This is a genomic window from Butyricimonas paravirosa (assembly GCF_032878955.1).
Classification (GTDB): Bacteria; Bacteroidota; Bacteroidia; order Bacteroidales; family Marinifilaceae; genus Butyricimonas; species Butyricimonas paravirosa.
Genome location: NZ_CP043839.1, coordinates 317,190 through 340,364 on the forward strand (window position 1 = coordinate 317,190; position 23,175 = coordinate 340,364).

Genomic DNA, 23,175 nt, shown 5'->3' on the forward strand with positions numbered 1-23,175 from the left:
CCGTTTGCACGGTCATATTTCTGGTCATCTTTATCATCCTATATGTATTGCCGAGAATATCACAATACAAAAATGTCACGATGTACTCGGAACTAATCGCTGAACAGGCAGAAAATCAAATTAAAGAACAAGGCAGGGTGATTGAAAGAATTAATTCCATGCTGAAACTCGAGCCGATAAAAGACCTGCTTATTGCCGGAGATCGTAACACGTTTAAGTCCGTATTGAAAAACTCCCCCGAAATATGTGGTTGTGCCTTAGAATACGAACCGGGCTATAAAGATCATGATGTGTTTGTTTACTGCCATAAGGACTCCGTCCATTTCAAAAAATTGTCACACGGTAGTATCCATTTTTCCACAGAACGTTTGGACAAAGACGCCCATGCTCAAAGAAAATCTTATTGGAGCAACTACTATTACAGTTTTTCCTATATCAAGCAACGGGTTTTCTCCCGTTTCGAGCCGATGTATGATTCGAAAAATCAATTTGTGGGGTATCTACGACTGGATATTTTCTTAGAAGAATTCACGGATTTTGTCAATCACCTGTCTCTCTATAAAACAGGTTATGCCTATCTAATGAACCGGAACGGTATTCTGATTGCCCACCCGAATCAAGAAATCCGAATGTTCAGTGATATTCGTAAATATGCGGAAACTAAAAATATTGATTACGAAAAAATCCTCAAAAGAGCCACGAAAGAAGAAAGCGGATCGGGTGAAATATCCATTGATCACGTTCGTTTCTTCGTGTATTTCAAACATATGCCCCACACGAAATGGGTATTGGTTGTTATCTGTCCGCATCACGAAGTGTTTGATTCTATCGCCCGTATTAACGATCTGATCCTGATCTGTTGCATCTCCTGCTTGATTCTTCTCTTCTGGGTGGTTATCCGGGTGATCAAGCGTTTATTCTACCCGTTGAAACAATTCTCAACAGTCACACGCATGATTGCTGACGGTAATTTCAATGAACCTATACCCATGATCGGGAATAAAGACGAGATACAGGAACTACGGGAATCATTTGTCTATATGCAAAAAAGGATCGTTGAATCGATCGAGAATCTTAGGATCAGCACCATCGAAAAAGAGAAGATAGAAGGTGAAATGCGTGTAGCTCAACGCATCCAAGAAAGATTCCTTCCCTCAATCCCCCGAATCTCGAAATTCCATTTCTCCCTGTATGCCCGTTTGGAACAATCCAAGGCTGTCGGCGGAGATATGTACAGTTATTTCGTGAAAAGAAACTGCCTCTATTTTATCGTGGGTGACGTGAGAGGGAAAGGTATTCCAGCCGCCTTGTACATGGCTTCGGTCTCCACCCTCTTTAATTATATCGCTCCTCGGAAACGTACTTCCTCGGACATCTGTAATACTATTAATAATTACATGAGTGACAACGTGGAAGACGATATGTTCATCACCATGTTCGTCGGTATTCTCGATTTAAAGAACGGGATGCTATCTTATGCTAACGCGGGCCATCCTTTCCCGATTCTATGTACACGGGAAGAGAAAGAGGTGAAATTCCTTGAAGATTCATTGGGTATTCCAATCGGTGTTATGCGAACCATGTATAAAGAAAGCCGCTATCAAATGGAAAGTGGCGATATGCTCTTCCTATACACGGACGGGTTGACCGAGGCCCAGAATTCTGAACGCCATTTTTACGGGAAGGAACGGGTGAAAAAGGTTATCGAATCCAACCCTTGTGACACCCCGCAACAACTGGTTCATATCGTCTTAGATGATCTGAAAGAATATACCGGGAATAGCCATGAAGAGGCGGACGATCTGACATTGTTTGCTGTGCAATATTTATAAAAGGGAGGGGGACAAAAGTCGTTTATCAAACACCCTCCCCTTTTGATTCATTTTTTAAAATCCCGATCAACAACTTGTAAATAAGCTTTCAATAACTCTCCATCTTGGGGATTGGTGTTAGGTCCTATCGGCTTTTTGGTTTTCAGATCATAAATGTATGCCCCGTTATTCGTCACCACTGCCGCCGCATTCGTGAAAGAATAAAAAGCAAAAGGTTTGGCCGTCGGGTTCAACAGATTCTTGCTGTAATGGAATGCCTCGGCGTTCATTCCCAACTGGGCAAACAATGTTGCCACCATATCGGTCTGAGATCCCAATGTATTGACCACGGAATCCTGCACGTTCATCGCTCCTCCCGTGAAGATCATCGGAATTCGATAAGCCTCCGGCAAATGAGGTTGTAAATTCCCCACGTGACGGGTTCCATGATCGGCTACCAGCACGAATAAGGTATTATCCCAAAGCCCCGATTTCTTACACTTTTCAAAGAATTTCCCCAAGCATTGATCCGTGTAAGCAATCGCATTCTTCAACTTAGAACCATTATCGTCTCCCGGAATCTTTGTCTCCATAGGAACGATAAAGGGTTCATGACTACTCATAGTGAACGCCATGTACATGAACGGTACTTGGGCAATTCGTAAATCTTCGTAAAGACGATCAAGCATATACCCGTCATGTACCCCCCATTTGAAACGGTTCTCGATGGCCTCACCCGAAAAATCATCCTCGGTAACTGTACCCTGAAAACTCATGGTCACGTAAGAACGGAAACCGCCAAAATTGAGATCCCCTGCATAATAAAAACGAGTAGAGTATCCTTCTGTTTCGAAATTCAGCGGGAAACGGGGTTGTTCATAAGTCTTGTTCGGGTATTTCAACATGGATGCATTCGGATAAGCGGGGAAACCGCTGATCACCCCCAAAATACCCCGGTCTGAACGATTTCCGGTTGCGTATATATTAGAGAAAAATATCCCTTCCTTGGCTATTGCTTGTAAATTCGGCATGGCGTCCCAAGCGTTTAATGTGAATGTTTCCAACAAGAGTACCACCACGTTAGGTTTATCGGTTTTCAATACCTTGGGATAATCTCCCGTTTCCACATACACACTATCCACCAACTGTTGAGCCTTATCCTCCGGCATAAAAGCATAATTTCCTTTTACCTTGTCAATATGCATTACCTCGTACAGGAAGTTCCATACCGGATTAACCGCAGCCTGATTCGCGTACATATTTTTGTTATTGAAAAACACGAAACTCACGTTCATTGGGGCCACGTTGAAACCGCCTCTCACGGGAATAAACGCAACACCACCTAAAATAAGATATACGACACCATGCCATAATGCCTCTCGTCTGTCCGCACGAAGAGTCTTGGCCACCCAACGGCGGTAAATCGCATAAAAAACAGCCACCATGACTGCATAGAGTAACAAGAGCAACAGAATCAACCCCGTCGGAGTTGAAGCCATCGCCTCTCCGGGTGTCTTCAAGTAAAACAAGGGAGTTGCATCCATGTGATACCCCCAATTCTTGAATAATTCCAGATCTCCCACGATAATCAGACTCGATACCACTAAAAGCAAAAGCGTCAGGCAGGAGAAAATACGTCTCAATATTTTTGCGGATAAAAAGACACCGATTGCCATCAGAACACAGGACAACAAAATCACGTATCCGCCAAACGAAAGATCCATGCGGAACCCTTTGGCAAAGATCATCATGTAATCATGTCCGGTAAGAGTGGCCGTCTCCTTGTATTGATATATCAAGAACACCACCTTGGCCACCCATGAAAATACAATCCAAAAGAGATAGTATTTTAGCAAAAACAGTAATTTATCACGCATAGATTAATTTTAGATTTTAAATTTTAGATTGAACTCCTCCGTCAGCTTCGCTGCCACCTCCTCTATAAACAGAGGAGGAGCTGGTGACTCTTCCCAAAAATGAAGAGTAACTCAACTCTCCCTCTGTTTATAGAGGGAGTACCCCGAAGGGGGGAGGGAGTTTATTTTTCATATTCAATTCTCCATTTTCAATTTTCAATTATTAAAACGGTGCTTTACTACTATTCGCCGGATTCTCGAAACTCTTGCCTCCCTCCTGGAAATCGGAATCCAATTGTGGCATTTGTGGAGCCGCATCCTCGTTCATCCGGGAGCCGAAAGTAACCGTCTTCACGGTAGAACCTCCCGATGCAAACGGAGAAACTTCTTCCAAATCACAGAATTGTGCCAACTCGTTACGGAACCGCAACTGAATCTCCCCTACCGCACCGTTACGATGTTTGGCTATAATAATATCGGCAATTCCTTTCAAGCTGTTTCCCATACTGTCCTCCATGATCCCGTAACGTTCCGGACGGTGAATGAAAAGCACCATATCGGCATCCTGCTCGATGGCCCCGGATTCACGCAAGTCAGACAACATCGGTTTCTTGGCATCTCCCGTACGTTGCTCAACACCACGATTCAACTGGGACAAGGCGATCACCGGTATATTTAATTCCTTGGCAATAATTTTCAACTGCCGCGAAATCATACTTACCTCCTGTTCCCGGTTTCCCCGCATATCCGCCCCGGCAGTCATCAACTGCAAATAGTCGATAATCAACACCTTGATTCCGTATCTTTGTTGCAGACGGCGACACTTGGCCCTCAACTCGAATATAGAGAGGGCTGGGGTATCATCCACGTATATCGGGGCCTTGATCAAGGCCTTAATTTTCGAGTGTAACTGTTGCCACTCTTCCTCGCTTAACTTACCATTACGTATTTTCTCGGAACCCAACTCGGTCTCGCTAGCAATCAGACGGTTCACTAACTGCACCGAAGACATCTCCAAAGAGAATAAAGCAATGGGCTGGTTATGGTTCACCGCCATATTCCGGGTCATGGACAACACGAATGCTGTTTTACCCATAGAGGGACGGGCGGCAATAATCACGAGGTCGGAAGGCTGCCAACCGGAAGTCACTTCATCCAAAGCGTTGAACCCGGAAGGAACCCCACTCAATCCATCTGCACGTTTACCGGCAATCTCTATTCCCTTGATCGCTTCATCAATCAAAGCATTAATAGCCGTTGTCTCTTTTTTTATATTTCCCTCGGCAATTTCGAACACCTGCTTTTGGGCCATATCCACCAAGTCGGCCACGTCTGTTGCCTCGTCGTATGCCTTGTTCTGTATATCGGTACATACCCGGATCAATTCCCTCTGGATATATTTCTGTACCACAATACGGGCGTGGAACTCGATATGAGCCGCAGATGCCACCTTCGAAGTCAGTTGAGCCAAATAGTAATATCCCCCGATCTCTTCCAGTTCCCCCAAACGTTTCATCTCCTCGCTCACGGTAAGAATATCCACCGGTTCGTTATTCAAGGAAAGGTTTTGAATTCCCCTGTATATCTTTTGATGTGCCTCCTTATAAAAACATTCCGGTTTCAAGAAGTCACTCACGGTAATAAACGCATCCTTCTCCAACATCAGAGATCCCAAGATAGCCTCCTCCAGATCCACGGCCTGCGGTGGCATTTTCCCGTATTCGGTTTGTAATGACTTGTAATTATACTCCGGTTTCTTCGCCATATTAAATCACTTTTAACTCTTTCAATTTCCAGAAACAACGAACAGTTGCCCGCACGTCCGCCAAAGCATCATGAGCATTCTCGAATCCCTCCCCGAACAGAACCTGGTGTAACTCGGATAATTTCGGAGATTTGAATCCCTGTTTTCCACCCGGCAATTTACAATAATTCGTGGACATTTTCATCGTACAGTATTTCGGTTTCAGAAATAAAGAAGTCATCATCCGTTTCCGCTCGAATTCAGCCCCCACAATACATTCGTCAAAACTGATATTATGCCCGATCAAGGCATAGGCCACATCTATCTTATCCGAAAACAGCTCCAAGGTGGATAACAAATCTTGCCCTTCCTCTTGGGCTTTTATCGTGGTAATCCCGTGTACACGGGATGCCTCCACCGGAATAGAAAAACCTTCCGGTTTAATAATATCGCTACGTTCCTCGATAATATTCCCCTTATCGTCACACATAATCCACGCAAGCTGCACCAATCGGGGCCAATTATCAACGTCCGTCACGGGAGCATTCCAACGCTGCGGAAGTCCCGTCGTTTCCGTGTCAAAAAATAAAAACATCTTTACTATATTTACGATTTATGACTTACGATTTATGATTTTCTTTACCACGCCTACACCTGAAATCATAAATCGTAAATCCGAAATTATTTCGTTTCGCCGTTTTCAAAACTCTTGTTATACTGGTGCATAGCCCGGTAGCTCATACCCATGCTGGAGAACCCACCATCGTGGAACAAATTCTGCATGGTCACTTTACGGGTCAAGTCAGAGAACAAGGTAATACAATAATTCGCACACTCGTCTGCCGAGGCATTTCCCAACGGGGACATCCGTTCTGCAAAATCAATCAGAGAGTCAAAACCTTTAATACCGCTACCAGCCGTGGTTACCGTCGGGGATTGTGAAATCGTATTGACACGAACCCGCTTTTCCCGTCCGTAAATATACCCGAAACTACGAGCGATAGACTCCAACATCGCTTTGGCATCCGCCATGTCATTATATTCGAACATGGTACGCTGTGCAGCCACGTATGAAAGCGCCACAACAGACCCCCATTCATTAATCGCGTCCAATTTCTTTGCCGTCTGGAGAACCTTATGGAAAGAAATAGCCGAAATATCCAATGTTTTTTGTAAAAAATCGTAATCCAGATTATCGTAAGGACGTTTTTTTCTCACGTTCAACGACATGGCTACCGAGTGTAATATAAAATCAATCTTCCCACCCAACAATTCCATCGCTTCTTTAAATAAACGCTCCAAATCTTCCTCACTAGTTGCATCTGCAGGAATCAATGGAACATTATTCTTCTCCGCGAAATCCTTGATCTGTCCCATCCGGATAGATAATTCAGTGTTCGTCAACACGATCTCGGCCCCCTCTTCCAAACATTTCTCCGCCACTTTCCACGCAATGGACATCTCATTCAACGCACCGAATATTATCCCCTTTTTTCCTTTCAATAAATTGTAACTCATAAAACTGTATTAAATTAAAAAATTCTTTCTACTATTAAAATTGACCGAGTAGCAACCGGGCATTCTCCAACGCTGCATCACTGACAACACTCCCGCTGATCATTCCGGCTATTTCCGCCACCCGCTCTTCATCTGTTAAACGACGGATACGGGAAATTGTTCCCACCTGATCGTCTTCTTTATATACCTTAAAGTGGTGATCTCCCGCCGCGGCAATCTGGGGCAGATGGGAAATACTGATCACCTGCATCCGGCGAGCCATCTCTTTCATCATCTCAGCCATCCGGTGAGCGATTTCCCCGGAAACCCCCGTGTCAATCTCATCAAAGATAATGACCGGCAATTGTTTCGTGCGGGACAGGATATACTTCAGCGACAACATCAACCGGGAAATTTCTCCCCCGGACGCCACTTTTACCAGTTCTCCCGGCTCCTGATTCTTGTTCGCCGAAAACAAGAAACTCACGTCATCTTTTCCCGTCGTCGTAAAATGATCCAACGGGGTGATCATAACCTTAAACACGGCATGTTTAATCCCCATGCTTACCAGCAATCCCCGCATCTCTTCTCTCAATTTCTCCTCCGACGCCACACGGGCTTTATGTAGCTTACCCGCCAACGAATCCATTTCCGTCTCCACGGACTTAATTTGTTTTTCCAATATTTCGATCTGTTCCGCAAAGGATTGTATTCCTTTCAACTTCTTCCCTAACTCCTCCTTTAAAGCGATCAGTTCCTCGACTTTTTCCAACCGGTGCTTGTGTAGCAAATCATACATCACGTTCAACCGCTCGTTGATCACGTCGACTCTTGCCGGGTTGTATTCCACCCGTTCCGCCATCCGTTCCGATTCATCGGCTATATCTTCCAGTTCGAGAATCACCGAACTCAGACGTTGCTCGTAGTCGGCAGCCTCTTTCACGATCCCCTCCAATGTCGCCATCCGATTCTTCACCCCTTTCAAGGCCTGAATAACGGGATTATCCGATTCCGTTAATACATACGTCGATTCGGAAAAGGCAGATTTAATATTCTCCGCGTTATTCAACACGGCCAGCTCTTCCTCCAACTCCTGCTGTTCTCCTTCTCGCAGACGGGCTTCATCCAGCTGGTTAAACTGGAATTTCAAATAATCTTCCTCTTGCTCGGCCTCTTTTGCCCGCTGTTTTAGTGAAGTCAGTTCTGACAACAATCCCTGTCGACGGGTATATTTTACCCGGTAATCTTTCAACAACGCTTGATTACCGCAAAAAGCATCCAGTATTTCCAATTGATATTCCGGTTGCCCGATAAGTAAGGACTGATGCTGCGAATGCACGTCGATCAAGAAGCTCCCGAACTCTTTCAATAATTTGTTATTTACGGGAGTATCATTAATAAACGCCCTCGATTTGCCGTCTGCCGTCAATTCTCGTCTCACGACCACCTCGTCGTCATAATCCAAGTCATTATCAGCAAACCATTGCTGTAAATCGTACCCCACGACATCATACGTGATCTCGACCACGCATTTTCTGTTCTTATCCATAATGGCTGCAACATCAGCCCGCTGTCCCAACGTCAGCCCGATCGCACCCAACAAAATGGATTTTCCCGCACCTGTTTCCCCGGTAATAATCGTAAATCCCTTCTCTAGCTCGATATTCGTTTTATCGATCAAAGCGTAATTTCCTATATGGATGTTCTTTATCATTCCTACAACCTTTATTGCATAAATCATGCGAAAGTACTAATAATTTTCCATTTTCAATTTTCCGTTTTCAATTTAATTAGTACTTTTGCGCACCGGTTTAAACATATAGTTCTTTATAAAATGACAAGTAGAAGATTAATTAGAATTAAAGTTTTACAGCTTTTATATTCTTACACGAAGAAAGAGGGAGTGACAATTACGGAAGTGGAAAGAGATTTGTTCAAAAGTATAACCAAAAGTACGGATTTATACTACCACGTTTTCCTCTTAATCACGGAAATCCAACGTCGTGCATTCTTAAAAATAGATGCTGCCCGTAATCGGAAACTTGCATCACAAAGAGAGTTAAACCCGAACACCCGCTTTATTGACAACCCGGTAATCAATCAAATTGCCAATAACCGGAAATTCAAGACCTATGTTTCCACGAATTTGGTTTCTTTGAACGAGTGTCAAGACGTGGTCGCCTTGCTGCATGACCGCATGATGGAAATGGATTTTTTCAAGCTTTACATGTCCAAACCCAGCGTGACTTACGAGGATCACAAGAAACTCGTGCTTGACATGATCTCGGAATTAATCGCAGAAGATGAAGATTTCGACCAAGCCATGGAAGAAAAGAATATTTTCTGGAATGACGATTTCGAACTCGTGTTAAGCATCGTGTACAAAACGGTGAAGAATATGAAAGAAAGCTATTCAGAAGACACCGTTTTCTTTATCTCTTTATATAACGAGGAAGAAGACTTGAGTTTTGCGAAAACCCTGTTCCGGAAGTCCATTCTCGATATGAAGGAAAACCTGGAATTAGTGGATCAGTTCACTACCAACTGGGAACTCGACCGAATTTCCGACATGGATAAACTAATCATGGATGCGGCAATCTGCGAGCTGAAATATTTCCCCTCTATCCCCGTGAAGGTGACTCTGGACGAGTATATCGAGATTTCCAAGAACTATTGTTCCCCGAAAAGTAGCGGGTTTATTAATGGTGTTCTCGACAAAACCGTGGCTCTTCTGAAAGAAAAGAATGAAATCAGAAAAGTCGGTCGAGGTTTGATGGAGTAATACTACCCCCTCCAGCTCCCCCTTACACAGGGGGAGAGCTGATTACCAGGCGGTTTCCCTTCCGTGTAACGAGGGTTAGAGACCGTAGCTATTTCACAAATTCAACTTTTGGGTTACTCCTTTTCTGTTCATGAATTTCGTTTGAATCTATCCCAGAATGTTTTCCGTTTTTCTGTCTTTGGCGCTTTCAAGCGATTCATTTCCTTTCTTTCCTGAGAACGTCGAAATGCCGTCTTGATACGCCATTCCACTTCTTGCGAGTTACGAGTTCCTTTATCAATACACTCATCAACACCCTCATTCAAAAGGCTGTAATCCGGCAGGCCGCTATACATCACGATGGCAATATCATCTCCCGTTTCCCTAACAAGACGCATCACTTCTTCACCTTGCATTTTCGGCATATCTCCATCTAGAAGTAATAAATCATAACGACCTTTTTGATATTCGTCCCAAGCTTCCTGTCCATCCTCTACCGAGGATACGTTAAATCCACACTCTTTTAAACGCCTAATTTCAAATTTCCGTGTAAACTCATCATCTTCCGCATACAAAATCTTAATTTTCATATCTCACGTATTTAGTTATTCTTTCAACAAAGGAAAGGTTTATTTTTCTAATATAAAGAATTCAAATATGATAAAATTATGAGAATTTTCAGAGAATAGAGATCCGGACACCCCGACCTATTTCAACATTGTCTCACCGTAGTCTCACGCTTAGCATCATTAAATATCGGGTACAAATCAACTGGAAGTTACCGTCCCCGCCTCGGTAAGTTATCGTTAACTTATCGAATACTTATCGAATAGTTACGCCTGAGACTCTAGTGAGAGTATACTGAGAACCAAGAGAATAACTAACAAAATAAAAGCAATCAATGCTTGTCGTGTGAAACATTAATTAACAATAGCGACATGATATTAATTACATATCAAAATATACCATCCGCCATACATGACAGTACTAATTCATTTTTTTGATTCACGAAAGAAGATTTCAAAATTAAGAAAATAATAATAATTCGCTTTTTTTGCGAATTACAGATACAAATCATTATATTTGCATAGTCAAAGAACAATATCATGAATGTTGAGTTTGAAAAGAAATATTTAGTTGAGTTATACGAAACTGGAAAAACATCAGATAAAAAACACCGTTTCCAGCCCAATATAATTAACGGCTATTTAAAATGTGTGAAAGCATTACTAAACTCCACGCGTATAGAAGATTTGTACAATTACCAAGCTCTAAACTATGAAAAATTGAAGGGTGATAAGAAGGGACTCTCTTCTCTACGTATAAATGACCAGTACAGGCTTGAATTTCGAGAAATTCCAAGCCAATCTAATCAAACGACAATAGAAATATGTTCATTAGTAGAGATCACGAATCATTATAAATAAACGAGATATGGGAACATCCGCAAATAATTTACAGTCATTTCGTCCATTCCATCCGGGAGAACTGGTAAAAGAAGAATTGGAATGCAGAGGAATCAAACAAAAGGATTTTGCCAAAAAGTTTGGATTATCGTATAGCGCATTAAATGAAATTTTGAATGCCAAACGTCCAATATCAACTGAATTTGCATTATTTCTGGAAGCTGCATTAGATATAAACGCAGATCTACTGGTAAGAATGCAAACAGACTATGATCTACAAATGGCTCGCAAGAATGATACACTACTTGAAAAACTAAATAGGATCAAGAATATAGCAGCAATATTTTAACAAAGAAGTTATATATTAAATAAATAAAGGGTGACAAAAGCCACCCTTTACATTCTAAACTAAACTAACCAAACTTTTGTATCACTACAATAGTCAACTCATACGCTATATTAGCTTTGTAAATATAGAATATAAATATTAAAAAAACAAGTTTTTTTTAATATTTACTTGAAAAATCTTTAGCCTGATAATTCTCGATATACTCCACTGCCTCTTCCACCGTATTTACGACGACATACAACCCATCATAGGCCTTTGACACGAATCCTTCCTTGCGAATATTATTGATAAAAAGGAAAAAATACTCGTAAAAATCGTTCGTATTAAGGAAAATAATTGGTTTATTATGTATTCCAAGTTGTTTCAAGGTAATCACTTCCGTGATCTCTTCCAGCGTTCCCCATCCCCCGGGTAAAGCGATAAAAGCATCTGCTTTTTCACGCATCATGCTCTTTCGTTCTTTCATATCGGGAGCCACGATTAATTCGGAAATACCTTCTGCCGAAACACCCCGGTTCACGATGCATTGCGGAATGATCCCGGTCACCTCTCCCCCACCATTCTTCACGGCATCCGACACCTCACGCATCAACCCGCAATTTGTCCCGCCATACAGCAACCCCCATCCCCGCATCACGATCTCTTTCCCCAAATCAGCCGCAGCCTCAAAATACACGTTATCGACACTCTCCGATGATGCACAAAACACACAAATTTTCATAGATTAAAAGTTACAGGTTGTAAGTCATTCATTTCATAAAACAAATTGCAGATTAATAGTACAAACCTGTAACCCATTAACCTGCAACTTGGAACTACATTGACGCTTAAGCGTCAATGTTAGCGTATGTAGCGTTCTGTTCGATAAACTGTCTACGAGGCGGCACATCGTCCCCCATAAGCATGGAGAAAATACGGTCTGCCTCGGCAGCATTCTCGATCGTCACCTGACGCAACGTTCTGCCGTCGGGAGACATCGTCGTGTCCCACAACTGTTCTGCTGTCATTTCACCAAGACCTTTGTAACGCTGGATATGCAAACTGCTCTCTTTACCCGCTCCCATTTCCTGGATCAATTGCAAACGCTGTTCTTCCGTCCAGCAATAGCGTTGATCCTTTCCTTTCTTCACGGAGTAAAGAGGCGGGGTTGCGATATACAAGTAACCGTTTTCAATTACCGATCTCATGTAACGGAAAAATAATGTCATAATCAACGTGGCAATGTGCGCCCCGTCGACGTCGGCATCGGCCATGATCACGATCTTGTGGTAACGTATTTTTTCCAAATTAACCGCTTTACTGTCTTCCGCTGTACCAATCGTGATACCCAAAGCTTGGAAGATCATCTTGATCTCCTCGCTTTCCCACACGCGATGAGCCAACGCTTTCTCCACGTTCAGGATTTTACCTCTCAATGGAAGGATTGCCTGGAATTTACGGTCACGCCCTTGTTTAGCTGTACCCCCTGCTGAGTCTCCCTCGACAAGGAATATCTCGCAGTTCTCCGGGTTATTATCCGAACAATCCGCCAATTTACCGGGCAAACCGGAACCGGAAAGCACCGTCTTCCGTTGCACAAGTTCACGGGCTTTACGGGCCGCATGACGAGCTTGTGCGGCAAGGATTACCTTGTCCACGATAGCACGGGCATCTTTCGGATGTTCCTCCAGATAATTTGCTAATGCGACACTTACTGCTTGAGCCACGGCCGATCCAACCTCAGTATTACCTAACTTGGTCTTGGTCTGTCCCTCGAATTGAGGTTCTGCCACCTTCACGGAAATAATAGCTGTCAGACCTTCACGGAAATCTTCCCCGCTAATATCAAACTTCAACTTGCTTAACATCCCGGAATTATCGGCATACGTCTTCAAGGTTTGCATCACTCCCCGACGGAATCCGGCAAGGTGTGTTCCCCCCTCGATCGTGTTGATATTATTCACGTAAGAGTAAACATTTTCCTTAAACTCCGTGTTGTAATGCATGGCCACCTCGATCGGAATTCCATTCTTTTCGGTCGTGATATGAATGGTTTCGTCAATCAATTTCTCCCGGGTTTCATCCAAGTATTCCACGAATTCACTCAATCCTTTTTCCGAGTAGAAAACTTCTGACTTAAACTCGTTCGTGTCCGGATCAATCGTCCGTTTATCGGTTAACGACAAGCGGATCCCCCGGTTTAGGTAAGCCAACTCCCGCAAACGGGCAGCTAAAATATCATATTTATATTCTGTTACATAAAATATAGAATCATCCGGCTTGAAATAGATCGTCGTACCCGTCCGATCCGTCTCGCCAATCACTTGCACATCTGCTAACGGGAATCCTTTACTGTACTCTTGGCACCAGATTTTACCTTCACGATAAATGGTTGCGACCAATTTCGTGGAAAGCGCGTTCACACAGGATACACCCACCCCGTGAAGTCCCCCGGAAACCTTGTAAGAACCTTTATCAAATTTACCACCGGCATGCAGAATCGTCATCACGACTTCCAGTGCCGAGCGATTCTCTTTCTGGTTCATTCCCGTCGGAATTCCACGTCCATCGTCAGACACGCTGATCGAGTTATCCTCGTTAATCGTTACATCGATATTTTTACAATAGCCAGCCAACGCCTCGTCAATCGAGTTATCGACCACCTCGTACACCAAATGATGCAATCCTTTCGTATTAACATCTCCAATATACATGGACGGACGCATACGAACGGCCTCCAACCCCTCCAACACTTGAATACTATCAGCCGAATACTCGTTATTCGTTTGCTCTATTTCTTCACTCATGTTCTGCTCTAATTCTTCACTCATATGATATATTTAATTGTTTTTTCTTATTTCTTATATTCGCTAAACTGTTCATTCACAGCCGGAATTTCATCCCGACACAAAACATACAAATATACGAAAAATTCATGTAACTTTAGCGAAATCAAGCGAGATAATACAAGATTATCTTTGAAACAATTTCCACTGGAGAACTTCTCCTTTCACGAAAAGAGACTCCTTTCGGAAGGCAACTTTCTGTTCGCTATTCATTTTCTGCACGGAAGAGATCAGCCAGCCGGAATTGTACTCGGCCCGGTTAAAAAATTCGATCGTGAACATATAATTTTTCACCTGCAAACAATAGTACTTTATAGATTCGATTTTTTGTAGTTCTGCCGTCCCGCTGTACGTCAACCAAGAAAAAAGAGTCAGGTAATCCGGCTGAATTCCCTTCGCCCAATAGGTTACCAACGAAGTGTCTGCTACCATATTACTTGAAAGTTCCATGAAGTTCAATTCATTATTAGCCGGGCCGATAAAGAAAAGAGAATCTACTTTCGGGGTGAAAGCCTTCTCGTTAAAAGGGCTACATCCCACGATAACCCATCGGCTATCGCCCTGTTCCCCCTGTTGAACTTTTAACGTCAAATTCACGCGTTCTTCCTTCCCCTTTATCTTGATTTTGCAGGTAATCACGGCATACCAATCCGGATCATAAAAAGACAACAAGGTGGAATCCTTCACAACCTGTTTCACGAATTCCTTTACAACCGGACTTTCCACCAATTTCTCGTTTCGTTGATTTACCAGGAATTGAATCATCATTTCCCGATCCTTCATTACCGTAGCCATCTTTTCCAACAAAACGGAATCTAAATTCTCCTGCTGAAATGCATGTACCGTGTATTTCCCGTTAAAACGCTGGAAAAACTCGTCCAGCATTTTAACACGCATCGTCAACACGTTATTTATCGCCCTGTCATCATCAAAACCTTGAGCCGCCAGAGTAACGCTCTGTAAACCACAAATAACGAGAAGGATGTATTTATATAAATTCAGTATTTTCAAGGTATTATATATTATTATCCGTGATCGAAATATCCCCCAGTTTTACTTCGTAATACGTGCCTTCCGGCTTTTGAATAGGAACAAGTATGATCTGTATGTTCTTTTGCACGACATCGGAATAGGGACGATCACCTTCTCCCGTAAACTTTTGACTCATGGAAACCACAGCCTCGTACTTCCCATCCGGACGCTTCTTGAAATTAGAAATGAAAAAGACATCATAAAAACGAATCGTCACTTTATCGTACACTTTCTCGGACAAGAAGGCGATTCTCACCAAATACTGACGAACCTTTAGTTTCCGGGGCTTGGGCCGGGATGTTGAATTTACCTCTACGATACGGTTTTCATCTGAAAATAGACGTACGGCATTTTCGACTGCCGCGTTCTTGGCTGTTTTAGAAGTATTCTGATCGTTCTTCACCAAGACTTCCAGATAATTCTGTAATGACTGTATCTTGTTTATGGCCTGCTTTTTAAATTCCTCACCACTAATCTCGTTCGATGGGAATAACTTATTCCTGAAAGTCTGGGCAGAAGTACTCAAAACGGCCAGCGTACAGACGCACGTGAATAGTAAAACTCTCTTTATCATAGTTATATCATTTTGTTACCACTAATTCGGTTATTTTCTTCGCATCATTCTTGGTCACGGAAATGACCTGATATACTTCCCCCGTTAACCATAAATGATTCAAAAACTCCTTGGGAGTAAAACGCTGACCGATAAACCGGTCCTCCACGCAGACGGAATCAGGTGCGGCAAAGTCACTTAAAACCGTGTTCAACTGGGCGGGTGGTTGCGATAAATCTACATGTCCGGCAGACACCTCGCCTAAGTTTTTCTGGATAAGCTCTATGATCTGGTCATTATTGGCAACGGGAGTTTCCGGGGTATTAACAGGATAGAAATACCACACGGCAAAAGCCACCGCCAACAGAACAACGACTAAGGTAGATATTCCGGCTATTTTTGCCACGTTAGCCCCTTGTTTCTTCCCACAATAGATGCAATATTTATATCCCGGATTCAACCAATTATGACAAGCCTTGCACGAGTGGGCTCCATTCAACACCAAACCACATTCCACGCAATATAACGCATCAGAATCATTATCATGACCACATCGAGAACATTTCATAACACTACACATTTATCTATATACATCAATCAAATTTCTTGGTAAAAATAATCATATTTTCCCTTAATCTATCAAAAACAAGTACAGTATCTATCACTTGCTCAAAATTATGAGCTTGAATTGTTATTCTAAACGGACAAGTGTTCGATACCCGTTTATTATACATCTGCACCCCCACTTGAATTTCTCCCCGGGGCAATTCGTCAAAGAATATATTTTCCTGAGGATTCGCGATAGCCATTTCCGGTTTTGCATTTGCATCTACATCCAAAGTTCCTGTACAACCGCCACAAACCTGTCGTTTACGCTTGTAATAGATCGTATCCGAACAGGGATTAATCACGAGCAAATCCAAATCATCCGTGCTACCCCACTGCAAATTTATTCTCAAAGAACCTCTTTCACCCCGCAACACGGTATCCCTGGGAGGTTCCGTCAATGAATCCGGTGGAGCCGGAACAGTCTCCCGGTGCGTAACAGTAGAATCCGGTAAAACAGGGACGTCTGCAGGTCGCTGACACGAACAACTGCAATCCCGCAACAGCCATAATAACAGGAGTAATAACAATATACCCAACAACCAAAGCCACCAAGGTCTCTTTTTCTTGGGATAAACCGTCATTTGATAATAGTCTGCATCCGGCACGATCTTTAATTTCCCGGGAGCATCACCGATCTTCATTTTCACTTTTTTAGTTCCCCAGACATCATGCAGATAGAAATTACCATTCTCATCCGTTGTTGTCCGGAGATTGATTCCTTCCCCCCAAACATGCACGGGAACTCCTGTCAGCACCTCGTTCAAATGATTCATTACATGCACCGTCTTCCGGTTATGCGGAAGCGGGGCCTCTGCTGGTTGTTTCACACCCAACGGGGGTACCGGAGGCGGGGTTCCTTGTTTGGGCGGAACCGGGGGTACCGGAGGAGGCATTGGCTTATCCTCTGCCTCCAAAACCAACTGGTATTTCGCGTGATCCAACACGTTAAACCCTTTCAAGAAACGTTGTTTCCCTTCTTCCCGCACGTCATAAGCCTCGAAAGAAGTCCCGACAGGCAAAGAAAAATTACATTTTCCATTCCCGTCAGTCATCGCTTTCCAAGTACGTTCTCCTTGCTTGAAATGCAGTAAAACTTGGCTTGCCGGAGTTCCATCCGTATAAATGCAATCGATCATGACATTTCTCAAGGGTCTTATCTTCTGGATAATCCCCATCTCTGCATTTGACGTGTTGCTCAAGAACCCCCATTCCGTTAGCACGAAATGTAACGTACCGTCCGCCAAGCGACTCATGTATACGCAATCTTCCAGTGAGGGGATCTCGATACATTGCAACAGTAATTGATAAAATGCCACGTAATCGGGATTCTTCACCCCATTGTCCGGATTAAAATGGGCCAACACGGTATCAATCTTCTCTTTTAGAGCGGATTTTATTTCGTCCTGAACTTGCAGAGAACAGGACGCAAAAACAGCCCGCAAAGGAGAAAATTCTTCCTCGTATTCCGTGTACCAGCTAATTTGTTTCTTGAAACGGTCAATACTAGGTTCCGCAAAAATACGATATTCCTCATTTCTTCCCAGGTTACTCTTTATTTGACGGTATAAAGCAATCAATTCCAGATTGTCCCTGACAATAGGAACAACATGCTCCAATCCGGTTGTCCTCAGTAGTAGCATCAGTGTTGATTTAATTGTTTTTTCAAACGCTCGATTTCCCGTTCTAAACTGTCTATTTTACGAGTACATGGATCTGCGAGCAAAGGATTATTCTTCTGAAGATAGGCCATCGCTTTATCTACTTGCAACAAGTTTCCGATTTGCTTACGTACCCCGTTCCCCGGCAAAGGTATGGCTGTCTTCACTAAAGCCTCCTTAACGTCCGTAAACTTGACATCATCCCCAAGTGAAAACAGCAAAGCTGCCGCTCCGGCAACAATAGGAGTTGACATACTCGTTCCTTGTAAAAAATCATACTTATTATCCGGGATGGCATTATAGATACTCATACCGGGGGCGCAAATGGATACATATTTCCCAAAATTCGAGAACCAAGCTGGCTCGGCATTCACTCCGACAGCTCCTACATATAAAACTTTATCGGAACGTTTCATCGGGTCAACGACGGTCAATATGTTTTCATTTCCCGCACATTCCACCACCAACACGCCACATTCCTCTGCATAGACATATAATTCATTCCAGAACATTCCTTCTTCAACGAAAGTAGTTTGCCCGATCTGTTCCTGTACATCCCACGGCAGCTGATCCGTTCCCTCCCGAGGATTACTCCCGATGGAAATACTTATAACTTGTACCCCTTGTTTTAAAGCGTATAGGAAACCTTTGATGATGGCAGACGTCGGCATACTCCCGTCCTCAACTCCCACCTGTATCGGCATCACTTTACATCCCGGGGCTATTCCGGAAACCCCCACTCCATTTATGGCTCCAACAACCAACGAGGCCACGTGGGTCCCATGACGCTGCGTTCCCCCATACGTGTTCACATCCGGCGAATTAGTCATGATATTCCAAGGATTGACACATTGACCTTTCAACTCTTCGTGTTCCAAATCGAAAGCGTTGTCAATGACCGCAACAACAACATCCTCCCTTCCCATCGTCACATCCCATCCCTGAAAAGCCCGGATGAGTTTAAAATAATAAGACTCATCCGCATCCTTAAAACCCGGCTCATCCGGTATCACTTCCGCACCAAAGACACCTTCTGTGAAAACCATCCGGACTCCCGTCAACTTTTGCAGTCTTTCTTTCCAGACAACAATGTCATCCGTGGCGAATTGTACTTGCAACAAGTTAGCCAGCGTGTCGCAATACACGACTTGAGCTTGATCCGCATACCTTGCATTGAAATCTTCCAGAAACTCTTCTATCGTATTGTCCCGGTTAATAATAACATTCAGGCGATTACCCACAATAGGACGCTGCAATGTATCTCCCGGCATGGGACGTACATCATCTCTATTAATAGGAAGGGGCGTCTCCGGAATCTGTTCCCTTCGGACAGGCGGCACCGGATTCTGCCGATCTCGGTCGCCCGAACGATCTTGGTCACGTCCCGGTACCGGATTCGTTAAAATATGAGTGGTCTCATCCCGGCCTGTTGAACCTCCGCAACGAGAGTTATTCAACAGGAAAAACAATAATAACAGGAGTAATAAGGCTAGTAAAATCCACAATAAACGTTTCCACCATTTTCCCCACCAAAGTCTCCAGCGAGACGCTTTCTTTACTTTCACATCCTTCGTAACCGTGGTTGTTTCATCCGTTATCTTTATATCCTTTTCATGTTCCTCCACGTTTTTGTTTATCTCCTTATTCTTTTCGGGAATAGGCGGTGGAGTAACAACAGGTTCTTTCACGTCTCCCGTGATACCAGTAGTTCCGGTTTCCGGCACAGGCGGAGGCGTCACCTTCGTCGGAGGTTCCGGGGGTGTCACTTGGGGACGGAATCGACTCAATGCATCCCGCAAGCTAAAACTTTTCTTGCTTAACTCATCAGAAACAAATCCCCATAAAACCAGGATCACTTGCCCGTTACCCCAATAAATAGATTCATATCCCGGAACCCGGAATGCCAGATGCAGAATCTCACCCATCTGCTTGTGGGAAGTCTCCCCACTTTGCAATAACTGATCCGCGAATGTTGTCACTTTTTCCAGCATCCCGGAGAGTTGATTGGCTGCCTGCTCTTGTTCCTCCGGCCCGAGTTTATCAAAAGATCGGTATTCCTCCACGTTCTCAGCATACCAAACCCCGTATCGAACTCCATTTTCACCATCCATCACGGAAGGTTCTGCCAGCACGTTTGCAAACTCTCGTCCGAATTGAGAACCTAGCAAATTCTTAATTGACGCATATCGGCCGAAAACCGTATCACCATACCACAGTAGAGGACGATAATTCTCTAATTTTATCTTAAACAACTCACGACTTTTCATACCCTTAATCTTCCTGTATCGAATGAATAATCTCACCTAGTTTAGACATCGACTTCAAATTCGATTTATTATCTACTTTACTCTTGAAGTAAACATTGGCCACGAACGATTCCACCAAACCGGTTCGCCAGCTCTGGGCAATATCCATTCCTTCCTCCCCCGGGGTAAATATCGGTGTACCGGATGATTTCTGAACCGGACGTTCAGATACAGGTACCCATATCCATCCCAAAGAGAACACGAATTGATTTATAACGGAGGAGGCGATACGAGTTACCAACTCGAAATTCTGATTCCGAGATACATCATAACTCTCCACTTGGCTCCGAAGAGCATCCACTAAACGCTCTTTCAACCCTACCCGTTCATAATTATCTTTCAGCACCCCCACAACCTGTACAAAGGCCACCGGGTTCACAATACAAAACTCCTCCTTCAAACGAGAACTGTCCATACTGTCTATATGCCTCAACCACTCCCCTACCAGACGATTTACAAACTGGTACACCGGATCATTCTCTTTTGTCCGATCGTAGAAAGCCAAAGCATGTAAATCAGCCTCATCAATGCCAGCCTCCCCGATCACCTCCAGCAACATCTTTTCATCATCAATATCCGTAACCGTCTTTAACTGTGAAATAATTTCCTCGTAACGAGTTTTCCCGGGGACAACTTGAATACCGTAGCTATCCAGTAAATCTACCAATACTTGGTTATCCGACACGTTTACTTGACTCACCTCTTTCTGCACCGCGAACTGCCCGTTCACGAACTCTTGGTACACTCTTCTCGCCACATAATCCGGACAAGACAAAGCGGTAATAAATTTCCCTGTTCGTTGCTCGGAGATCATCTTGCCAATCAGTAGGTTAGTCTGTAAAGCATTCTTTTTCGCCTTACTCAACTCCACTTCAATATTTCCCCCCACGTAATACTGTTCCAATTCATTCAGCACGATCTTACGTACCTGTTCCACGGCATCCTCTATTTGTTTTTTCTTGATACGGGGATCTGTTACCGGGGTCAGGTAGGGCATCATATAATCAATACCACTATGATTCGGCTGAATCATATCATCCCAACAAGCCTCCGGCTTATCCACCAAAGAACGTACATTCTCGTCGGTCACGAAGGACTCCCTCATATAGCTCATCATAACTTCAAACTCTTCCTTTAATCCCTCTTCCCACACGTGGGTTTCCCCTCCCCGGTTCTTAAAATAAGCTTTAGAGAACATCGGATTTCTCAAAATGAAAACATTCTTGAATGAGTCCTTATCCGTCCATTTTTTGGTCCACACGTCTGTCATCTGCTTCGTGTAGGCCTGACTGAAATTATCATCAAAACGGCCATTCCATATACTGTAATACCCCTCTTTTTTCATGGCATTTCCCTTATCAAATGCCGTGTTGAACTTAGAAAGGATAACAAACAACGGATTCGCGTAATCCTGTCCGGTCAACATTTTCGTATCGCTCTCTTTACGGGCACGAGCCTCCGGACTTTCCCCATGTATTCCATGAATCCACTCCAGAATCAAATGCGGCAACTGTGCCACCTCGTGATTACCATCTCCCAGAACCAAGCACAAGGAACTGATACCAAAGTTTAAACTATAATAATCAAACAGGTAGGACACCCGTCCCCGCAAAAACACTTTCAACTGATCCTCAAATCCCTTCACGACGAAATCTCTCTCTTTGAACATATCAGCCGAGCGTTCTCCCGGGAAATCCAATATGTCTGCATTCTTCAGAAAATCACGACTATGATCTTCCAACACGTTCGTGGGTAATGTCAGCACCAATTCGGAAATAAGCGCGCTCAATATCGTCCGGTCTATATTCGCCAACTTACCACCGGCAGAAACTTCCAGCGATTTGGTTCGCACTCCCGTCCGGGCATTCTTCCGGCACCATTCCTCTTCACTCTCCTTGATCTCGGAGTAACGACTCACGTCAATGATAGAAACTTCTCGCGGAACCAAAGCGTCAAAACCAACATAAGCCATATTGGCAAAATTCAACGTACTCAATCCCCGGCTCAACAAAATAAACAAATCATTGAAGAAGTCATGCTTACCCCATATGAACTGCAACAATTCATACCGTTTGTCCCAAGACACGTATGGCAATATCTCGGCCGCCCTTTCCCAGAAAGACATCTCGTCCAACGTGCGAATGATATATTTATCCCCTAACTTCATGGATAAATATTCCTTGATACCCATGATCTGATCCTCGTCAATCTCCGGATAAGGTGTCTCCCGCATCTCTCCCCTCAAATCAGCCAACACCTTTTCCACCTCTCCCAGCAATTGCTCTCTCGGGCAAGTCGCGGGTTCTATAATATTTTTATGAAATCCCACGGCGATAATCTTCACCAAATCCACCTGGCTGAACAATTTCACCATAATCGGCTTATCTGCCGGTTGTCCCGCGTGTCGCTCCACGGTGAATCGAGTAACCAATCCGGTAGATTCTTTTCCTCCAGGAGGATTGATCTGATCTGTAAAATCATACATTTTCCCAGTCGTATCGTCCGCCACGTACATCACTTCATCGCTGGAACTCTTTGCCAACAGCCCCACCATAAAAGACTTACCCGCCTGACTGGGACCGAACAAAGCCACGGCCGGCTTTAAATGTGTTGCCCGTTCCAACTTCTTAATCTCCCGGTTTAACTTTTTCAGTTTAGCAAGGGAGGCTCGCTGCTTTTCTTCGGATGCGAACTCTTCCATCCACCGGAGGGCAGAACTTATTCCTCGTCCAACGATCTGGCATTTAGCAACTATATCTTTCATATCC

18 protein-coding genes are annotated in these 23,175 nt (G+C 43.7%); 4 read left to right on the forward strand and 14 right to left on the reverse strand.

The genetic code is table 11. The features are described from left to right. Nucleotides 1-80 precede the first annotated feature (80 nt). Nucleotides 81-1,832 carry a SpoIIE family protein phosphatase gene (locus F1644_RS01270; RefSeq protein WP_168044160.1) on the forward strand — a complete coding sequence of 584 codons (1,752 nt, stop codon included), beginning with the start codon at nucleotides 81-83 and terminating at the stop codon, nucleotides 1,830-1,832. Nucleotides 1,833-1,879: 47 nt separating this feature from the next. Here the strand turns inward: F1644_RS01270 and F1644_RS01275 are convergent, their stop codons facing one another. From F1644_RS01275 to recN, 5 genes are all read right to left on the reverse strand, one after another. Beyond that, on the reverse strand, nucleotides 1,880-3,688 hold the full coding sequence (locus tag F1644_RS01275; RefSeq protein ID WP_168044158.1) for an LTA synthase family protein: 1,809 nt from the start codon (nucleotides 3,686-3,688) through the stop codon (nucleotides 1,880-1,882). A gap of 202 nt (nucleotides 3,689-3,890) precedes the next feature. Continuing rightward, nucleotides 3,891-5,432: a replicative DNA helicase gene (dnaB, locus tag F1644_RS01280; protein WP_027200254.1), complete on the reverse strand. Its 1,542-nt coding sequence runs from the start codon at nucleotides 5,430-5,432 to the stop codon at nucleotides 3,891-3,893. A 1-nt stretch (nucleotide 5,433) separates the two neighbouring features. Beyond that, the gene (locus F1644_RS01285) at nucleotides 5,434-6,006 is read right to left on the reverse strand and encodes a 3'-5' exonuclease (RefSeq protein WP_087420296.1); all 573 of its coding nucleotides are present in this window, start codon (nucleotides 6,004-6,006) and stop codon (nucleotides 5,434-5,436) included. 86 nt (nucleotides 6,007-6,092) lie between these two features. Further along, nucleotides 6,093-6,929, reverse strand: a complete 837-nt coding sequence (locus F1644_RS01290) for an enoyl-ACP reductase FabI (protein ID WP_087420297.1) — start codon at nucleotides 6,927-6,929, stop codon at nucleotides 6,093-6,095. A 34-nt stretch (nucleotides 6,930-6,963) separates the two neighbouring features. Then, nucleotides 6,964-8,622 carry a DNA repair protein RecN gene (gene recN / locus F1644_RS01295; protein ID WP_168044156.1) on the reverse strand — a complete coding sequence of 553 codons (1,659 nt, stop codon included), beginning with the start codon at nucleotides 8,620-8,622 and terminating at the stop codon, nucleotides 6,964-6,966. A 120-nt stretch (nucleotides 8,623-8,742) separates the two neighbouring features. Between recN and F1644_RS01300 the strand changes: the two genes are divergently transcribed. Next, the gene (locus F1644_RS01300) at nucleotides 8,743-9,690 is read left to right on the forward strand and encodes a transcription antitermination protein NusB (protein WP_168044154.1); all 948 of its coding nucleotides are present in this window, start codon (nucleotides 8,743-8,745) and stop codon (nucleotides 9,688-9,690) included. 128 nt (nucleotides 9,691-9,818) lie between these two features. Here the strand turns inward: F1644_RS01300 and F1644_RS01305 are convergent, their stop codons facing one another. Beyond that, nucleotides 9,819-10,259: a response regulator gene (locus tag F1644_RS01305; protein WP_168044151.1), complete on the reverse strand. Its 441-nt coding sequence runs from the start codon at nucleotides 10,257-10,259 to the stop codon at nucleotides 9,819-9,821. Between the two features lie 516 nt (nucleotides 10,260-10,775). Between F1644_RS01305 and F1644_RS01310 the strand changes: the two genes are divergently transcribed. Both F1644_RS01310 and F1644_RS01315 read left to right on the forward strand, forming a co-directional pair. After that, nucleotides 10,776-11,096 (forward strand): type II toxin-antitoxin system RelE/ParE family toxin, encoded by a 321-nt coding sequence (locus F1644_RS01310; RefSeq protein ID WP_118302258.1) that lies wholly within the window; start codon nucleotides 10,776-10,778, stop codon nucleotides 11,094-11,096. Nucleotides 11,097-11,103: 7 nt separating this feature from the next. Further along, nucleotides 11,104-11,424 (forward strand): HigA family addiction module antitoxin, encoded by a 321-nt coding sequence (locus tag F1644_RS01315; protein WP_118302256.1) that lies wholly within the window; start codon nucleotides 11,104-11,106, stop codon nucleotides 11,422-11,424. A 157-nt stretch (nucleotides 11,425-11,581) separates the two neighbouring features. Here the strand turns inward: F1644_RS01315 and F1644_RS01320 are convergent, their stop codons facing one another. From F1644_RS01320 to F1644_RS01355, 8 genes are all read right to left on the reverse strand, one after another. Further along, nucleotides 11,582-12,145 (reverse strand): LOG family protein, encoded by a 564-nt coding sequence (locus F1644_RS01320; RefSeq protein ID WP_118302254.1) that lies wholly within the window; start codon nucleotides 12,143-12,145, stop codon nucleotides 11,582-11,584. 106 nt (nucleotides 12,146-12,251) lie between these two features. Continuing rightward, nucleotides 12,252-14,210, reverse strand: coding sequence for a DNA topoisomerase (ATP-hydrolyzing) subunit B (gene gyrB, locus F1644_RS01325; protein ID WP_118302848.1), 1,959 nt, complete (start codon nucleotides 14,208-14,210; stop codon nucleotides 12,252-12,254). A 165-nt stretch (nucleotides 14,211-14,375) separates the two neighbouring features. Next, on the reverse strand, nucleotides 14,376-15,260 hold the full coding sequence (locus F1644_RS01330) for a hypothetical protein (protein ID WP_140402559.1): 885 nt from the start codon (nucleotides 15,258-15,260) through the stop codon (nucleotides 14,376-14,378). Between the two features lie 4 nt (nucleotides 15,261-15,264). After that, nucleotides 15,265-15,855 carry a hypothetical protein gene (locus tag F1644_RS01335; RefSeq protein ID WP_118302252.1) on the reverse strand — a complete coding sequence of 197 codons (591 nt, stop codon included), beginning with the start codon at nucleotides 15,853-15,855 and terminating at the stop codon, nucleotides 15,265-15,267. A gap of 7 nt (nucleotides 15,856-15,862) precedes the next feature. Continuing rightward, complete coding sequence (locus F1644_RS01340; protein ID WP_158571933.1) at nucleotides 15,863-16,402, reverse strand: zinc ribbon domain-containing protein; 540 nt, start codon at nucleotides 16,400-16,402, stop codon at nucleotides 15,863-15,865. A 25-nt stretch (nucleotides 16,403-16,427) separates the two neighbouring features. Further along, nucleotides 16,428-18,083, reverse strand: coding sequence for a hypothetical protein (locus F1644_RS01345; protein WP_118302248.1), 1,656 nt, complete (start codon nucleotides 18,081-18,083; stop codon nucleotides 16,428-16,430). Beyond that, nucleotides 18,083-20,368: a S8 family peptidase gene (locus tag F1644_RS01350; RefSeq protein WP_118302247.1), complete on the reverse strand. Its 2,286-nt coding sequence runs from the start codon at nucleotides 20,366-20,368 to the stop codon at nucleotides 18,083-18,085. The genes F1644_RS01345 and F1644_RS01350 overlap by 1 nt, the downstream gene beginning before the upstream one ends. 4 nt (nucleotides 20,369-20,372) lie before the next feature. Further along, entirely contained in the window at nucleotides 20,373-23,171 is a 2,799-nt protein-coding gene (locus F1644_RS01355) for a virulence factor SrfC family protein (RefSeq protein ID WP_118302246.1), read from the reverse strand. Nucleotides 23,172-23,175: the final 4 nt, after the last annotated feature.

Bases quoted from the DNA above. Each gene is read 5' to 3' on its own strand.
- F1644_RS01270 (WP_168044160.1), top strand. From the start codon at position 81: ATGTACTCGGAACTAATCGCTGAACAGGCAGAAAATCAAATTAAAGAA.
- F1644_RS01275 (WP_168044158.1), bottom strand. From the start codon at position 3,688: ATGCGTGATAAATTACTGTTTTTGCTAAAATACTATCTCTTTTGGATT.
- dnaB (WP_027200254.1), bottom strand. From the start codon at position 5,432: ATGGCGAAGAAACCGGAGTATAATTACAAGTCATTACAAACCGAATAC.
- F1644_RS01285 (WP_087420296.1), bottom strand. From the start codon at position 6,006: ATGTTTTTATTTTTTGACACGGAAACGACGGGACTTCCGCAGCGTTGG.
- F1644_RS01290 (WP_087420297.1), bottom strand. From the start codon at position 6,929: ATGAGTTACAATTTATTGAAAGGAAAAAAGGGGATAATATTCGGTGCG.
- recN (WP_168044156.1), bottom strand. From the start codon at position 8,622: ATGATAAAGAACATCCATATAGGAAATTACGCTTTGATCGATAAAACG.
- F1644_RS01300 (WP_168044154.1), top strand. From the start codon at position 8,743: ATGACAAGTAGAAGATTAATTAGAATTAAAGTTTTACAGCTTTTATAT.
- F1644_RS01305 (WP_168044151.1), bottom strand. From the start codon at position 10,259: ATGAAAATTAAGATTTTGTATGCGGAAGATGATGAGTTTACACGGAAA.
- F1644_RS01310 (WP_118302258.1), top strand. From the start codon at position 10,776: ATGAATGTTGAGTTTGAAAAGAAATATTTAGTTGAGTTATACGAAACT.
- F1644_RS01315 (WP_118302256.1), top strand. From the start codon at position 11,104: ATGGGAACATCCGCAAATAATTTACAGTCATTTCGTCCATTCCATCCG.
- F1644_RS01320 (WP_118302254.1), bottom strand. From the start codon at position 12,145: ATGAAAATTTGTGTGTTTTGTGCATCATCGGAGAGTGTCGATAACGTG.
- gyrB (WP_118302848.1), bottom strand. From the start codon at position 14,210: ATGAGTGAAGAAATAGAGCAAACGAATAACGAGTATTCGGCTGATAGT.
- F1644_RS01335 (WP_118302252.1), bottom strand. From the start codon at position 15,855: ATGATAAAGAGAGTTTTACTATTCACGTGCGTCTGTACGCTGGCCGTT.
- F1644_RS01340 (WP_158571933.1), bottom strand. From the start codon at position 16,402: ATGAAATGTTCTCGATGTGGTCATGATAATGATTCTGATGCGTTATAT.
- F1644_RS01345 (WP_118302248.1), bottom strand. From the start codon at position 18,083: ATGCTACTACTGAGGACAACCGGATTGGAGCATGTTGTTCCTATTGTC.
- F1644_RS01350 (WP_118302247.1), bottom strand. From the start codon at position 20,368: ATGAAAAGTCGTGAGTTGTTTAAGATAAAATTAGAGAATTATCGTCCT.
- F1644_RS01355 (WP_118302246.1), bottom strand. From the start codon at position 23,171: ATGAAAGATATAGTTGCTAAATGCCAGATCGTTGGACGAGGAATAAGT.